Here is a 15949-nt window from a genome sequence, read left to right on the forward strand (position 1 = left end):
TAATTGGGCATTGGGCATTGGGCATTGGCCCGCGCAGGGCATTGGGTATTGGGCATGAATTTACAACTAATTTCTAGCAGTTTGTAGTTGGCAACCATTCCCCATTCCCCATTCGCCATGCCCTATGCCCTATGCCCTATGCCCAAATTCTATTTCTGTTCTTCGGGAACAACTTTGGAAGCGATGAAACCAACGATTCTGTCTAAAATCAAACCGACGATTCCTACATAAAGCACTGCCAAAATCACGTGGCTGAGTCTAGAACTGTTGTAAGCGTCCCAGATGAAGAAGCCGATGCCGACGCCGCCGACTAACATTTCCGCAGCTACGATCGCCAGCCAAGACAAACCGATACCAATTCTCAAGCCAGTGAAGATGTAAGGAACTGAAGAGGGCAGCAGGATTTTCCAGAAGTATTTTTGGTTGGGGAGGCGCAATACGCGGGCGACGTTTCTGTAGTCTTGGGGTATTTGTTGAACGCCTACTGTGGTGTTAATTAGAATCGGCCATATTGCTGTAATTAAGATTACGAAAAGAGCTGAAACTTCGTTAGCTTTCATCCCCAGACCTTCAAAGGGATTGAACTGTTGAAATACAGCCAGGGCGATCGGCAGCCAAGCCAGGGGCGGGATAGTTCTGAATACTTGAAACAGCGGGTCTAAAGCATCGAACATTAGAGAGTTTGTGCCGATCAATATTCCTAAACTAATGCCGAGAGCTGCTGCCAAACTAAAGCCGATGGCCACCCGCTGCAAGCTTGCAGCCAGTTGCCAAAATAAGCCTTTGTCGGTGCCACCTCTGTCAAAGAAGGGGTTGATAATCAGCTCCCAGCTTTCTTGGACAGCTTTGATTGGCCCCGGCAAGCTGGACTCTGGACTGTGGCAGAGGATTTGCCAGATTATGAGCAGAACAGTGATCGCAACTAGCGGGCGGATGATTTTTCGGCGGTTTTTTTGAACCTGATCCAGAACGAAATTTACTGGATTTTTGCTTTTAGTAACAGCGAGGTTTGTTGCCATTTTTGTTTTTGCAGTATTGTGAATAATCGATTATTTGTAGATACTTTGAACAGAGTTCAGCAGGTTTGGCCCGTCGAACGCACCCTCCGTTTCACTCTGTCCAACACCATCACTTTTAGGGGTTTGTTAACTGTCAGCAGTCAACAGTCAACAGTCAACAAACTAATTATGCTTTTTTGATTGCCAGACTCTTCAGATATTCTTCTGGTTTTTCTGGGTCAAACTTTACGCCGTCAAAGAAGGTTTCGACACCGCGAGAACTGGTAGTAGGAATTTGGGCTGCGGGAACGCCAAGTGCTGTCGCTGCTGCTTTCCAAATATCTTCGCGGTTAACTTTATCAACCGTTGCTTTGATGTCGGTAGTTGCCGGGATATAACCCCAGCGAATATTTTCAGCTAAGAACCAAGCATCGTGACTCTTGTAGGGATAGGAAGCATTGTCAGCCCAGAATTTCATGGCCACTGGGCTGGCAGCTTCAATGCGGCCGGTACCGTAGTCAATTTGACCTTTAGAGCGACCGATAATATCTGCTACGGGTACTTTTAACCACTTATCTTGAGAGATAATTTGGCACATCTCATCCTGATTTTCTGCCTTATCGCACCACTGCTGGGCTTCCAGTACGGCCATTGTAATTGCTTTAGCAGCTTTGGGGTTTTTCTCAACCCAATCTCCTCTTAAAGCTAAAGCTTTTTCTGGGTGGTCTTTCCAAAGTTCTCCGGTTACTAAGGCGGTGTATCCTACCTTTTGAGTAACTAGCTGAGCATTCCAAGGTTCGCCTACGCAAAAGGCTTCCATGCTGCCAGATTTCATGTTCGCTACCATTTGGGGCGGCGGTATGGGAATCACGGAAACATCTGTATCTGGATTAATACCGCCGGCTGCTAGCCAGTAGCGCATCCACAAGTCGTGGGTACCGCCGGGAAAAGTTATAGCAACAGGAACGTTTTGGCCAAAAGCTGCTTTCAGGGGTGCGCTGTCTGTACCTACTTTTAAATCTAGGTATTTTTTGCTGATCGAAATTGCCTGACCGTTAGTATTTAACCGCGCCACAAGGTTCATCGGCACTGGCTGATTGCCTTTGGTAATAGTGCCTAATGTCATGTGGTAAGGCATCGGGGATAAAATGTGGGCCCCGTCAATGCCGCCTTTGTCGGAACCGAGTTCTAAGTTGTCGCGAGTAACTGGCCAAGATGCTTGTTTGGTAACTTGTACGTCTTTCATGCCGTACTTGGCAAATAGCCCTTTTTCTTGGGCAATGATTAAGGGTGCTGCGTCGGTGAGGGCGATGAATCCGAGTTTGGCTGCGGTAACTTCTGGGGCGTCGGCAGGGTTGATGTTGACTGCTGGGGTGGCGCTGGGTGTGGCGCCGCTGGGAGTTGCGTTAGATGTGGTGGAACTGGAACTGCAACCGTGGGCTAGGAGGGTGCCGGCTGCTGTTGCTCCAGCGGTGATGATGAATTTTCTTCTGGAAAGGTTGCTCATTTGTCTTGAATTGTTGTTGTACTTTGAGATCGTGGAAATGTGAGATGTGAGATTGATTCGCGACCTCGGCATCGCATCTCACATTGTGAGATTAGGCGTCGATCGACACTTTGCCGATCGCCCGCGCGCTGCAAGCTAAAATGAACCCTGGTTCTAAGTCTCGGGCCGCGTCGGGTTGGCTGTCGTAGACTGTTTGGCCTTCTAGGAGTTTCTGCTGGCAAGTGCCGCAGCTTCCCGACCGGCAATTGCTGTCAAGTTCGACTCCGGCCCGTTCGGCAACATCGAGAATGAACTCATCTTCGCTGCAAGGAACTTCTTTGCCCGATCGAGCGAAAATGACAGTAGATGTCTGAGGTTTGGCTGCCGAGACTGCCGTTTCGTCCCTGTCAACCGTCAGTTGCAGTTGCCGGTTGAGCGAAACTACATTTTCTTGAGATGGATTGGGAACGGCCCCGAAGTTATCGACTAACAGTTGGCGCAGCACTGGTTTGAGGTCTTCGCAAGGGATGCTTTTTTGGACGCAAGTACCCAAATGAGCGTCTTTTCCGACTGTGCCTCCCATGTAAATGTCTACACCTTCGAGGGTTTTGCCGTTCTTGCGAACTTTTGTTCCCATCAAACCAATGTCTGCTACTTGGGGTTGACCGCAGGAATTGGGGCAACCCGTCCAGTGAATTCTGACCGGTTTGGGAACTGACAGTTCGACTTCGAGTTCCTCAATCATTGCCACGGATCGGCTTTTGGTTTCGATGAGGGCGAAGTTGCAAAACTTAGCGCCGGTGCAGGAAACCAATGCTCGCGTCAGGGGTGCGGGGTCGATCGAAAAACGCTGCAACAGCGGTTCTTTGACCAGCGATTCAATCCGCGAGTCGGGAACGTTAGGAACAATCACGTTTTCTTCGACGGTGAGCCTGAGCTCGCCGCTGCCGTAAACCTCGGCAATTCTGGCCAAATCGAACAAATCCGATGCCTGCAGCCGTCCGACGGGAACGTGCAACCCTACATAGTTGAGCCCTGATTGTTTTTGGGGGTAGATGCCGATGTGGTCGCGTTTGTCCCAGAGGATTTCATCTTTGAGGGCGGCGGCGGGCAAAGTGCGACCTAATTCTTGTTCGACTTCGGATCGGAATTGTTCGATTCCCAGTTCGTCAATCAGCCACATCAGTCGCGATTTTTGGCGGTTTACTCTCGGGCCTCGATCGCGAAACACAGTTAAAATTGCTTTGCACAAATCTACAACGTCGCTGGGACTTGCCCAGGCGTTGAGGGGAACTGCTGCCTCGCAGCGTTTGGCGGAGAAGAAACCGCCGACTAAAACGTTAAAGCCGATGTTGCCGTCTTTGTAGGCTGGTACGAAGGCGATGTCGTTGATTTCTGCGTGGACTGAGTTGTCGCGACAGCCTGCGATCGCAATATTAAACTTTCTCGGCAAATTTGAAAACGCGGGGTTGCCTTCGCCGTGGTTCGTAATCAAATCTTGGACTTGGTTCGCCAGTTCCCGCGTATCTATCAGTTCGTCCGCGTCCAAGCCCGCGACTGGGGAACCCGTGATGTTGCGCACGTTGTCCATGCCCGACTGGATGCTGGTCATGCCCGCTTCTTTGAGGCGGCGGAAGATGTCGGGCAAGTCTTCGATGCGAATTCCGCGCAGTTGCAGGTTTTGTCTGGTGGTGATGTCGGCACTGCCGTCGTCCCCGTAGCGCTGTAGGATTTCTCCTAGCGTTCTGGTTTGATTGCTAGTAATGATGCCGTTGGGCAAGCGCAGCCGCATCATAAATTTGCCCGGAGTTACTGGCCGAAAGAAGATGCCGAGCCATTTGAGGCGGTGCTCGCGATCGATTTCGTCCATTGCTTCCCAGCCGATCTCGGCGAAGTGGTCGAGTTCGGCTGTTAATGCTAAGCCATCTTTTTCGGCTTTGAGTTTTTCAAACTTGTTCAGGCTCGCTTGGGCTTTGGGTTCTACTGTTTGGGTCATCGGTTTACCCTCGCTGCTGGCTTGTTGGGGAGAAGTATTGACTTGGAGCATAAAGTGTGTGATTCCTGCTAACCTTAGTGAGTGTATGGATTTAAAACTGTATATTTAGTTACTCGATTGAATTTCTTTTAAGCATGGTTAGTCTTCTGTATATTTGAGCTTTACTAGGCGCTGCCTCGAACTGCGCCAAACTATGTATAGTTATAGTTGCTACCGATGGTTCGGTCGATCGCTGCGTTTCGATGCACCTTTGTTATGAGCTAATGTAAAGCCCACGATTGTAAATATTCGTAGCTATTTTTACAAAATATTGAGTTTTATGAATATTTCGCATACGGCCGATGCGTTTTATACATGGGAAATGGGTAAAGACGCCCGCAAAACCGAAAAAGCTCTCTAAATCTTTAGAATTGGAAGGGGAGAGGGGGAATTTGGAATATCTAAGATTAATGTTGTGAGCGCGATCGCACAATTAAAATGCAGCTCGTCACACAATAAGATGGGTTCCTGTCACATAATTTGTCTCAAAACATCACCTTCTCTGCTGTGCCAGCGTCACTCTTGATTTTCCAAGAACGAGAGATGATACAAGTATCGAATTCAGGGAATGTCTCATGTTTTTAGTTCAACTTATCCCCGGCGCTATTTCCGAAATGCTTGCCTCTGTTAGCGATACGGGTTGTTTGACTTTAGCCGATCGCTACGGTTTGATGGCCGCTGTTTTGGACGACTCTCTCGACGATGAACACAGACTTTCAATTAACCGCCTGCTGCGTTCTGTAGTGAAGGGAAGAGTCAAGATAGTCAACGAACTGTCGGTGATATGTTAACAGCATTTAAAAAATGACAATGCCAAATAGTTGCTTGCAACTAGGTGGGAAATTTTATTGATTTATGCAGCGCTTCAAGTGTTGAAACCACCGCTCGAGTTAGAAGGAAACCGCGATGCCTGCACCAAATGTATTGCAGGAACTTTGTTGACTGTTGTAAAAACGTGCGATCGCTCCTCGCCGTCTGATTTTTTTTATTTTCCAATTCTCACTTTGTGCGACACTTACAGAAAAATTGCTGATTCACAGTTTGCCGAGCCGTGTAGAGCCGATTGGGTCGAGCGCTTATGGTAAATTTAGTAAAATTGTAGGCGATCGGCCTTTTAGGAGTTTGAGGACTGAAGTCATCACAACAAACGTAATTATAATTATTTAACAGGGTTGGAGATGACACACAATTTATGAAAATTATTAATCCAACAGTCGAAATATTAACAGAATCCGGCATCGGCATCTACAACATCATATCAAATCCGATAGCATCGGAATTAATATTACCCACAGTTTTCGAGACGGCAGTGCCGTGTCCCTACCGCCATTAATTGTAGGGACACGGCACTGCCGTATCCTCTATATAATTCCGGTGCAACCGGAAACAATATCACACACTTTCAAAATTTATTGGTAATTTATCAAAAATTAATTAAATATATCGGCAGGAAAAAACAATAATATCTTTTAGGGGCCGGTAAAGCCTGGATCTAGAATAGCAGGCAGTTTATTGCTGCACTCAACAGCCTAAACCCGGTAGTCGGTTTATTTGCACCGATACAGGACTTATATCAAATCCGGTAACATCGGAATTAATATTACCCAAAGCTTTCGACACGACAGTGCCGTGTCGTTAAAATTAATGCGGGTAGAGACTTAGGCACTCGCGGTGTCCTCTACATCATGTATGAGTGCTGGCATTGGTTCGTTTTTTTAACTAATATAATTGATATAATGCGATCGCCTGACCAAATCTTTACCGAAACTTAATAAATTCGGTCGGAATTTATGATTTACTGAAAATTAAAAACAGTCGAGCGAGCAGACTTGATACTTTTACACTCATTTCCCCGGGAGATTTTTATGACTTTCATTACTAGAAACAGCATCCACTGCACTTACTCAGTGGCTGTTTTAGCAATTATCGCACTACAGCCACAAACAGCTACAGCAGCAACGCTATCTAACGGTTGGAATTATGCGATCGATTCCTTCAGCGACGGCGTGACAGGGGATAAAATCGGCGGTGGCGAATTTGAATTTTACGGCATCGCCATCAAAGAAACATCAGATACAGCTTTCATCGCGATTAACTCCAATCTGAGTTTAGCAGGATACGCCGACCCGCTAGCTCAAAGAGGCAACATTAACTACGGCGATTTGTTCTTCAATTTTTCAGGTCAAAACTTCAAGACAGCTAACGCAAACGGCAGCTTGTTTGGTATCCGCTTTGCCGGAGGAAATGACTCCAGCGTAGCCACAACGGGCGTTTACAGTAACGTTACTGCTAAAAACGTTAGCCAAATTAACTCTGGATTTACAAATATCAGTCAATTCAACGATCGCGTTCTATCAGCAGGTGGAACGCCGTCTATGGGAGATTTAGCTGCCACCGACCCCTATTTTGAACAAACAGGTAACTTGACGGTTCTCAACTCAATAGCTACGGGTACAAAAGTAGGAGAAATCAATCTTTTAACGCCAGCTACTTTGAGCGTCCTCGGTCTTAATTTCGCTCAGTTTAATGCAGTAGGTTCTCAAACAATCGGATTCAGTTTCAATAAATCCTCAATGCCTTCGGGGAACTATATTGCTAACTTTTTTGCTGAGTGCGCTAACGATGCGATCGCCATTAAAGGCTCTTTTGAACAAGGCTCTGCTGAACCAGTACCAGAACCTGCTACTATCTTCGGTACTTTAGCCGGATTTGGGATTCTAGGCATTGGTGGAGCGAAACGCAAAATTAAGCGCAAGATTGCCTGAGTTATGTAGGGTGCGCACGGAGTACCTTACAAATAGCTGTCATGCGCACCTTAGGAATAGTTGCAGTGCCTAACACTACTGGCAAACCGCAGAGCAGATTAGCGCGAGATAAAATGCGCCCAAACATTCCCATCTGGTCCAGCAACTTGATTGACGTAACTGTAGGGATACATCAACTTTCTCCCCTCAGTATCGCTGTAACCAGTGAGTGCATCTCCCCAAGGATCTTGCACGATATAACCCTGAGAATTGTAGCCAATTACAGTAAGAATGTGACCGGCAGCAGTAAAATCTCCGGCTAAAACTACTGGCCGCCGATTCAGCAATTCCGATCGCACATCGGCCCATTGGCGAGTCGTACTAAAACTCGTCTTAAACCCGTAAGCTTGAATCAGCGCCGAAAGCACACTGTGATCCGTTTGAGAACCCTGGCCGGCATAATCGAAACACCACTGCAACAACTCATCCTCCAACTGTCCCCCCCACTCAGAACGAAGGCCATAATAATAAAGCACCATGGCGATCGAAGTTACGTTGCAAGTAGACCAGTCAAAACGCGGATTGTCCCGCTGCGAAAAATAGGGCACGTTCAATTCCACATTGTTCGGAACCGGATCGAAAATCTTATCTCCCCGCTTGAACTGAACAAAACTAGAAAAAACATAACCTGTATTGCCAAAATTCGGCAGTTCTTCAGTCAGGGAAACTTTCAGGTGAGATCCTTCGGCACCGTAGCTGTTCACGCCGTAAACTCGACCTAAAGGCAGCGTAGTTTTCTCGGTACTGCTCAGGCTAGCAGCATCTAGCGGCCGTTTTTTAAAGACAGTTGCTTGCAGGATTGTCATCGTCAAAGCATCCGGGTCAAAGGGAACTTCTTTGCCGTCTTTTTTAATTTTAACGTCCTGCCAATAAATAAATCCGATATTGCCGAAACCGGGAATAGATTCGGCAAGAGTTACTCGGAAATGCCCCAAAATGCAGGCATAACCAGTAATGGCATAGGTAGTGCCTAAAAGTAGGTCAGCCATTTGATCGGCCGGCAGTTTCGATGAATCTTCGGGTTTAGCTTTAATCTGAGTTGTTTGAGTTACCAACAGTTGAGCGCTGACGTTGCTATTCGGTACGTCAGCCAGGTTAAATTTTAGGATTTGAGTACCTTTGGCAAGCTGAACGTCGGGTTCATAAAAATAGCCAAAAGTGCCGACAGGCCAAATTGCTAAATCCACAACCACCTTGAGATGCCCGTCAATAAATCCGTATTTGCTAACGGCCAAAGTCTGGCCTGCTTTAACAAAAACTTTTTGCTGATTGTTGAGCCGGGAAGAATCAAGGGGAGCTACCTTAAACAAAGTGTCAGAAACTATCTTTAAGGTCAAACCTCGTCCGACAGTTAGCGGATCGGAAGTTACGGCAATGTAAATTATTTGGCTGCCAGTAACGTTGCCTTTGCTGTCAGTGGCCCGCAACCTGAGCCACCGAGCTCCCGCTACGCTAAATCCTTTAGACAAATTAACTTGCCAAGTGCTGGTCTCTAGGTTTAGAGTGACGGTTAGGGGAAATGTATCCTCAGCTATCACCTCAATTTTTGCTGCTTGTTGCCGGTCAAAAGTACCCCGAAGGACGATGGGCTGATTTACTAAAACTTCTGACGGCCCTTGATAACTTAAATTCACAGCGGGATTAAAAGATTTGCCACCGCGGCTGAATTGCACAAAATCGGGATAAATGAAACCCGTATTGCCAAATTGCGGCAAATTCTCGGTCAGCGAGACTTTTATGTGGCTTTGTTCGATCGAGAATCCGGCAATTCCGTAAATCATTCCCGCCGGCAAAGTAAATTTTTCTTGCGGTTGCAGGTTAGCCGCATTTACAGGCCGCTTTTTGATCGCAGTAGTTTTGATAACAGTCATCGTAACTGCATTTGTATCAAACGGAATTCCCCTGCCATCTCGCAAAATTTGGACGTGCTGCGAGTACAGAAATCCAGAAGTTCCCAAGTTAGGAACGGCCCGAGCAAAAGCGACTCGGAAATGGTTTTCCACGCAAGCGTAGCCGAGAATATTAAACGTTTCTCCCGGGTTAAATTGTAATTTCTGAGTTTGTCCTAAAGTAGCAGAATCTGCGGGGTTGAGCTTTAACCAGGTCTTTTTGATCGCCCACAGTAACTGCATTCCCGGCGGCGGGGCGGGCAACTCGGCGCGATCGAATATGAGAATTTTTGCGCCTTTGGTGATGAGTACGTGTTTTTCGTAGAAAAAGCCGGACTTTCCTACCGGATTAATTGGATTATTTAGTTGAACATTCAGATGTCCGTCTTCTAACTCGTAGTCAGTAACTTGATAAATTTTCCCTGCTGGTATGTCCGCTTTTTGCAGCTCGTTGAGATTGCTGGCGGGCAGTGTTCCGGCTTTAAATTTGGTATCTGTGAGAGTAATTAACGTGAAAAATTGAGCGGGTGACTGAGAAGCAGGATTAACTTTGATGTTAATTGTTTGTTGGCCGATAACTTTGCCTGTCTTATCACTTGCCCTCACCTGCAGTGTGCGAGTTCCTGCGCTATCGAATCCTTTTTCTAAACTGATGTTCCAAATGCCTCTAGAGGGATTTATCCCTACATTCAAGGCATTGGAGCCTTCTGTTGCTGAAATCGCTGCCACTAGATTTTTGTCAAAACTGCCAACTAAGACCGCGGCTCTATTGACCTCAATTTCTCGCGGGCCTAAGTAACTTAAAATAATGTTGCTGTTTGTCATTATATATCCCCCTACCTACTTAATTATTCAGCTAAAGCAAGGATAACTTCTGATTTTATCAAACACAATGACCTGAACCAGGACAAAATCGCCCCTAGATTCAGCCTACGGGCGGTTAATGCCTTTTACAGCATAAGTTTTTAATTATTGGCGGGAGTTGCGCCACAAATCTCACTTTAGGCGTACAATAAGCACCTTAACCGAATATATGCCTGGTTGAGAGAATTTGTGGTGCAAGTTTTGAGGGAAGGAATTTAGTTCGAGTAAGGAATGAGAATTAAATAACTTACAATGCGTGATGTTCTTGTGGGATGGGCGTCCCGCCCGTCCAGAAAGGGCGGGCTACGAGAGCCCACCCCACTTTCAAGAGTGTAAATTATTTAATTGGCGATCCTAAGTTGCTTCCCCCTGTACCCTTGACCCCTCACTTTCTGACTCAGGACTTACGAAAAAAACCCGGTTCCTAGCACAATATTGCCTATAGCAACGAGGCATCTAGGAAGAAACCGGGTTTTTAGCCGTTTGGTGCGTGTAAGAGTGTTAGTGCGATCGGCTAAACTTCGACTAAACTATGGTGACAAGAATATCTTGAGCGTGAGTGTCAACTTTCATGGTTTCGCCCTCATAAACTTGAATGATTTTGCCAGTACCGTCGATGACGAAAGTAACGCGCTTGGCATAATCGCCTTTCTCGACATCGTAAGCTTTGGTAATCGTGCCATCAACATCTGCTAATAGCTGAAAAGGTAAACCGTATTTCTCTGTGAACTTTTGGTGCGACTCTTCGTTGTCTCGGCTGACACCGAGAACTACAAGATCTTTGCCCTTGTATTCTTCATAAGCTGCTTTAAAGCTTTGGGCTTGTCTTGTGCAACCGGGGGTGTCATCTTTCGGGTAGAAATACAAGATTACGGTTTTACCTGCGAATTGGGACAGGGAGACTGTGTTGCCATTAGTGTCTTTGGCGGTAAATTGAGGGGCAGCGCACCCAACTGGTAATGTCATAGTTTTGTTTCCCTTGTTTGGTTTTTCTTGCAGTTCCTCAACTTATTTTAGTTGGTTCTGTCGCTTTGCAAGAGACCTTTGTAAAAAATCACGATCGCCCCCAACTCCATGACGTTAAGCTTTACTGCATTTAACTTGCACCTCAGACGCGGGCTAAGAGTGCCTATTACACGCATAGTTTCAATACTGAGATCTTGGCACTATTGTCAATAATCCTTTTTTGAACAGGCAAGATGCCTGTTCCACAAAGAGTAGATTTTCTCGCTTCACAGGCCGGAAAGCCTGTTCAGCGAGAATACTGCAAGATGTGAGAATAGACATCTGCTAAAAAGCAGATGTCTAATTGAATGTTCGCGGGTTCTACACACCAACCGGTTGAGCAGCAGCGGGCATCATAGACGGATCGATCGCAATTCCTAAGCCTTCTGCGACTTGGCGGCCGTAATTCGGATCGGCGCGGAAAAAATGGCACAGTTGGCGCATCTGAATCTCTGGTTTTGCTGCACTCAAACTTTCCACAATGTTAGCGATAAGCCGCTGCTGTGCGTCGGGTTTCATCAAGCGATAGAGGTCTCCTGCTTGGGTGTAATCGTCATTTCCCTGACGGTGATCGTAGCGATCGACTTTGACATTTCCTAAGTCCCAAGCTGGGTCAGCATAAACACAGTTTTGCTTCGGCGCATCCTCGTGGCTGTTGGGTTCGTAGTTCGGCCCGCTACCACCGTTGTTACCCGGTGCCATTGCGCCATCCCGTTGATAGTGCATCACCGGACACTTGGGTTGATTGACAGGCAATTGCTGATAGTTTGCACCGAGACGGTAGCGTTGAGCATCTGGATAAGACATGATGCGAGATTGCAGCACTTTGTCTGGAGAGAAGCTAATACCTGGAACGACATTAGAAGGAGAAAATGCCGCCTGTTCCACTTCAGCAAAAAAGTTTTGTGGATTGCGATTGAGATCAAGAATTCCCACGTCAATTAACGGAAACTCTGAGTGCTTCCACACTTTTGTCAAGTCAAAAGGGTTTTCGCGATACTCTGCGGCTTGGGCCTCGGTCATTACTTGAATGCAAAACCGCCATTTGGGATAATTACCTTGGTCGATCGCCTCAAACAAGTCGCGAGTCGCATGATCTGGGTCTTCGCCTTTGATCTGGGTCGCTTCTTCGGCGGTGAAATTCTCAATACCTTGCATGGTTTTGCAGTGGAATTTGCACCAAACCCGTTCTCCTTGAGCATTAATTAGGCTGAAGGTATGGCTGCCAAAACCGTCCATGTGGCGGTGGTTTTTCGGCGTACCGCGATCGGAAAACAGAATAGTTATTTGATGCAAAGCTTCTGGACTCAGCGACCAGAAATCCCATTTCGCGTCAGCATCTTTGAGATGCGTTTGGGGATGGCGCTTTTGGGTGTGGATCAAATCAGGGAATTTGAGCGGATCGCGGATGAAGAAAACAGGGGTGTTATTGCCTACTAAATCCCAGTTGCCTTCTTCGGTGTAGAACTTGATCGAAAAACCTCTGGGGTCACGTTCGGCATCCGCTGAACCTTGTTCGCCGCCTACGGTAGAGAAACGGAGGAGAACTTGAGTTTGTTTGCCAACTTCTGAGAATAGCTGAGCTTTGGTGTAGCGAGTAATGTCATGGGTGACGGTGAACGTGCCAAATGCAGCGGCTCCTTTTGCATGGACAACGCGCTCAGGAATGCGTTCCCGGTTGAAGTGAGCCAGTTTTTCCATCAGGTGAAAATCCTGCATGAGGATAGGCCCGCGTTCTCCCGCAGTCAAGGAATTCTGGTTATCTGCAACCGGAATTCCGCTAGCGGTTGTCAATGTTTTGTCTTCTGTCATAGTGGGTAAATTGATTGCTATATCCTAAGTATTCTATACCTTTCTGGGGTTCTGGTGTTTCTGCGGAGGTAATTCTCAGATGGGCGATTTTGTGTTAAATTATTAGTGTGTTTTCAAAATTTGCTGATTCAAATAAACTTAATTAACCAATAAAATATGATTGATTTCTACACTGTGATTCTCAGGAAAAGTGCTGATTATTGGGTTTATTTGTGTTTAGAAAATGGCTTGGTGGGACAAGGCAATACTCCTGAACAATCTATTGATAAACTCAAACAAGCTATTGAGTCATTTTCCGAAGTCTATGAATCAGAGTCTGATGTTTATCTCTGCCCTCTTTCTATTAATGAATTACACGAATTTCTGACTTTAGAAGATGCAGAAGCCTCAGACACTTATGAACTTAGGAAAGTTTATGCCTAAAAACCTTCCATCTTTAAAACCTAAAGCATTAATTAAGATTTTAGAACAAAACGGATGTCAGTTTTACCGAGAGGGGAAAGGGGAGCATCGTTTGTATATGCGTGAAATTGAAGGCGGAAAAAGGATTGTTCCGATTGATATGGGTGCTGGGGAAATGTCACCAGCTTATGTGTTGCGGATTTTCAGGCAATTTGGGTTTACCGATCCAGAAATTGAGGGGATGATTAGTTAAGTCAGCCTTCATTAGTCAGCGATTGAATCAGCAATTTTAATGTACAGCAATTGCCTAATCAATACCCCAATCTTTCAGTTGTTTTGTAACTGATGGGATCGGAAAAGCAAGAGCAGAACCATATCCATCTGGCTGTTGATTCTGTGTTTGAATGGTAGAACTAGATCCCCACACAAGGCCAACAACGCGATTTTGCTGGTCTAATACGGGACTCCCAGAATTACCGTGGGCTGAAATTGCAGACATTCGTAACTCTTTGTCAGTCTGGTTAATGACTTCTCCTGTTGCAACTGTCCAATCATCGGTGGTGTAGGGATACCCAATAATGCGGATAGGTTCATTGAGGGCAACAGGCGTTGAGGATCTGGCTAAAGGCTGAATATCTTTCGGAATGTCAGTGACTTCCAGTAAAGCTAAATCCAGCTTGTCAGAGGCAGCAGTAATTTTAACAATCTTAGCGGATTTCCGCTTGCGTAATTCACCAGAATGCGGTTCGCTGTAAAATTCTACTTCAATTTTTTGCTCGCTCTGGGGCGTATTTTTGTCAGCCGTTGCCACATGGCGATTAGTAACAACCCACGCTTTATTTCCCTGCCGTTTTACCACCCAGCCAGTACCAGAATCTAATTCGGAAGAACTTTTAACAATAACTCGGACAACAGACCGCTTGAATAAAACTAAAGGTTCATCTTTAAAACTGGGCAATCGCTCTGGACTGGCCAACAATTGCGGATTTTTCCGCATAGTTAAAAGTCGCTCTGTCTCTTTGAGCAATAATTTAACGATCATAGAGTTTGGCTCTAATGCAATTGCCTTATTGCAGACTTCAATTGCTTGCTCAAACTTCCCTTGTTGCTGTAAAGTCCAAGCTAAATTTTTGTGAGATTGGGCATTTTTTTGGTTGAGTTGAATCGCTTGTAAATAGGCTGCAGTCGCCTTCTCTAGTTTCCCCTGCTTGTGCAAACTCACGCCCAGGTAGTTATAGGCAGCATCACTTTTAGGATTGAGTTGAATCGCTTTTTGATAGGTTGCGATCGCCTTGTCTGGTTTCCCTAAATCGTCCAGCGCAGATCCTAGATACATATAACCATTGATATTTTTATCCTCCTCTGGTTCGAGTTCAATCACCTTTTCATAAGCGATTCGTGCTTCATCTAGCTTGTTTAGCTTGCTCAGAATATAGCCTATTCTTCTATATAAAAAAGCACGATCTTTTTGAGATGGTTCGATTTCAATGGCCTTTCGGTAAGTGGTGACAGCTTCATTTAATTTGTTCTGCTCATTCAACAAATTAGCTAGATTTGCATAACCAGCGGCGGCGGGATCTTTATCACCGATTTCTATCGCTTTTTGCCATGCAGCGATCGCTTCTTGCGGTTTTCCCACATCTTTCAGCGCATTGCCCAAATTAACGTAAACTCTAGCATATTTAGGGTAGATTTTTACTGCTTGGCGATAGGCTACGATCGCTTCGTCTAATCTCCCCTGCTGCTGTAAATCCCAACCTAAATCGCTGTAACCTTTGGCATCATTGGGATCTATCTGGATGGCTTGGCGATAAGCTGCGATCGCTTCCTCTTGTTTGCCTTGGTTGAACAGCGCATTACCCAGATTTTTATAAGCTTCGGCATAGTTTGGATATATTTGGATAGCTTTGCGGTAAGCTGCGATCGCCTCATCTAATTTCCCCTGTTGCTCTAAAGCCCAACCTAAACTGCTGTAAGCTTCGCCATAATTGGGATATATTTGGATGGCTTGGCGGTAAGCTGCGATCGCTTCCTTTTGCTTGCCTTGGTAGATTAGGGTATTACCCAAATTGTAGTAAGCTTCGGCATACTTCGGATCTATCTGGATGGCTTGGCGATAAGCTGCGATCGCTTCATCGAAGTTCCACTTATAATAGAGCCTATTGCCAAGTTCGTTGTAAGCCCAACTCCACTGAGGGAAAACTTTGATGGCTTGGCGGTAAGTTGCGATCGCTTCATCATATTTCCCCTGCTTAATCAGCGCTTTACCTAAATCTTGATAAATATAGTAATTTTTGGGGTCAAGTCGGATAGCTTGGCGGTAAGCTGGGATCGCCTCCTCAACTGTACCTTGCTGACTCAATTGCAAGCCGAGAATGTAGTAAAGGGTCGCCTCCCAAGGATTAGGTTGAATCGCTTCCCTCAAACTCTCTGTCGCTTCACCTTGTGCGTTTTGGCCACTCTGCACAATCCCTTGAACAATATAAGCAAAGGACGTGAGACGATTGGTAAGCAATGGCAGTGTCGCCGCCACGTATAACAATAAGAAAACTGAGGTTAACTTGGGCAAGAATTTTTTAGGCACTTTTGGTAAAGGCATAATCTTTCTTCATCTTTAACTTCGTTAAGCCTAGTCTACTTCCTCTCTCAAGCTA

General features: G+C 45.9%; 12 protein-coding genes. 5 read left to right on the forward strand and 7 right to left on the reverse strand.

The window, feature by feature from the left end; genetic code table 11:
* Window positions 1–149: 149 nt before the first annotated feature.
* The 3 genes from ntrB to QUB30_RS19200 all read right to left on the reverse strand — a co-directional run bounded on the left by ntrB (window position 150) and on the right by QUB30_RS19200 (window position 4531).
* The gene (ntrB, locus tag QUB30_RS19185) at window positions 150–1019 is read right to left on the reverse strand and encodes a nitrate ABC transporter permease (protein WP_333062771.1); all 870 of its coding nucleotides are present in this window, start codon (window positions 1017–1019) and stop codon (window positions 150–152) included.
* 166 nt (window positions 1020–1185) lie between these two features.
* Window positions 1186–2505 carry a CmpA/NrtA family ABC transporter substrate-binding protein gene (locus QUB30_RS19190; protein WP_333336468.1) on the reverse strand — a complete coding sequence of 440 codons (1320 nt, stop codon included), beginning with the start codon at window positions 2503–2505 and terminating at the stop codon, window positions 1186–1188.
* Window positions 2506–2596: 91 nt separating this feature from the next.
* On the reverse strand, window positions 2597–4531 hold the full coding sequence (locus tag QUB30_RS19200; RefSeq protein ID WP_445300516.1) for a ferredoxin--nitrite reductase: 1935 nt from the start codon (window positions 4529–4531) through the stop codon (window positions 2597–2599).
* Between the two features lie 563 nt (window positions 4532–5094).
* Here QUB30_RS19200 and QUB30_RS19205 point away from each other — a divergent pair.
* The 3 genes from QUB30_RS19205 to QUB30_RS19215 all read left to right on the forward strand — a co-directional run bounded on the left by QUB30_RS19205 (window position 5095) and on the right by QUB30_RS19215 (window position 7284).
* Complete coding sequence (locus QUB30_RS19205; protein WP_333336470.1) at window positions 5095–5310, forward strand: hypothetical protein; 216 nt, start codon at window positions 5095–5097, stop codon at window positions 5308–5310.
* Window positions 5311–5711: 401 nt separating this feature from the next.
* A complete protein-coding gene (locus QUB30_RS19210; protein WP_333336472.1) occupies window positions 5712–5852 on the forward strand; it encodes a hypothetical protein in 141 nt (46 codons plus the stop codon).
* A gap of 532 nt (window positions 5853–6384) precedes the next feature.
* Window positions 6385–7284 carry a PEP-CTERM sorting domain-containing protein gene (locus tag QUB30_RS19215; RefSeq protein WP_333336474.1) on the forward strand — a complete coding sequence of 300 codons (900 nt, stop codon included), beginning with the start codon at window positions 6385–6387 and terminating at the stop codon, window positions 7282–7284.
* A 98-nt stretch (window positions 7285–7382) separates the two neighbouring features.
* Here QUB30_RS19215 and QUB30_RS19220 read toward each other — a convergent pair whose 3' ends face one another.
* From QUB30_RS19220 to QUB30_RS19230, 3 genes are all read right to left on the reverse strand, one after another.
* Window positions 7383–10037, reverse strand: a complete 2655-nt coding sequence (locus QUB30_RS19220; protein WP_333336476.1) for a C39 family peptidase — start codon at window positions 10035–10037, stop codon at window positions 7383–7385.
* 564 nt (window positions 10038–10601) lie between these two features.
* Entirely contained in the window at window positions 10602–11042 is a 441-nt protein-coding gene (locus tag QUB30_RS19225; RefSeq protein ID WP_333062778.1) for a peroxiredoxin, read from the reverse strand.
* Window positions 11043–11402: 360 nt separating this feature from the next.
* The gene (locus tag QUB30_RS19230; protein ID WP_333336477.1) at window positions 11403–12893 is read right to left on the reverse strand and encodes a catalase; all 1491 of its coding nucleotides are present in this window, start codon (window positions 12891–12893) and stop codon (window positions 11403–11405) included.
* Between the two features lie 156 nt (window positions 12894–13049).
* Here QUB30_RS19230 and QUB30_RS19235 point away from each other — a divergent pair, with 156 nt between their 5' ends.
* Together QUB30_RS19235 and QUB30_RS19240 are read left to right on the forward strand one after the other, a co-directional pair.
* The gene (locus QUB30_RS19235) at window positions 13050–13316 is read left to right on the forward strand and encodes a hypothetical protein (protein WP_333336479.1); all 267 of its coding nucleotides are present in this window, start codon (window positions 13050–13052) and stop codon (window positions 13314–13316) included.
* Window positions 13309–13548: a type II toxin-antitoxin system HicA family toxin gene (locus tag QUB30_RS19240; RefSeq protein WP_333336481.1), complete on the forward strand. Its 240-nt coding sequence runs from the start codon at window positions 13309–13311 to the stop codon at window positions 13546–13548. Before QUB30_RS19235 ends, QUB30_RS19240 begins: the two co-directional genes overlap by 8 nt.
* Before the next feature lie 54 nt (window positions 13549–13602).
* Here the strand turns inward: QUB30_RS19240 and QUB30_RS19245 are convergent, their stop codons facing one another.
* Window positions 13603–15894 (reverse strand): tetratricopeptide repeat protein, encoded by a 2292-nt coding sequence (locus QUB30_RS19245; RefSeq protein ID WP_333336482.1) that lies wholly within the window; start codon window positions 15892–15894, stop codon window positions 13603–13605.
* Window positions 15895–15949: the final 55 nt, after the last annotated feature.

Origin of the sequence: Microcoleus sp. BROC3, assembly GCF_036702515.1 — a bacterium.
GTDB lineage: Bacteria > Cyanobacteriota > Cyanobacteriia > Cyanobacteriales > Microcoleaceae > Microcoleus.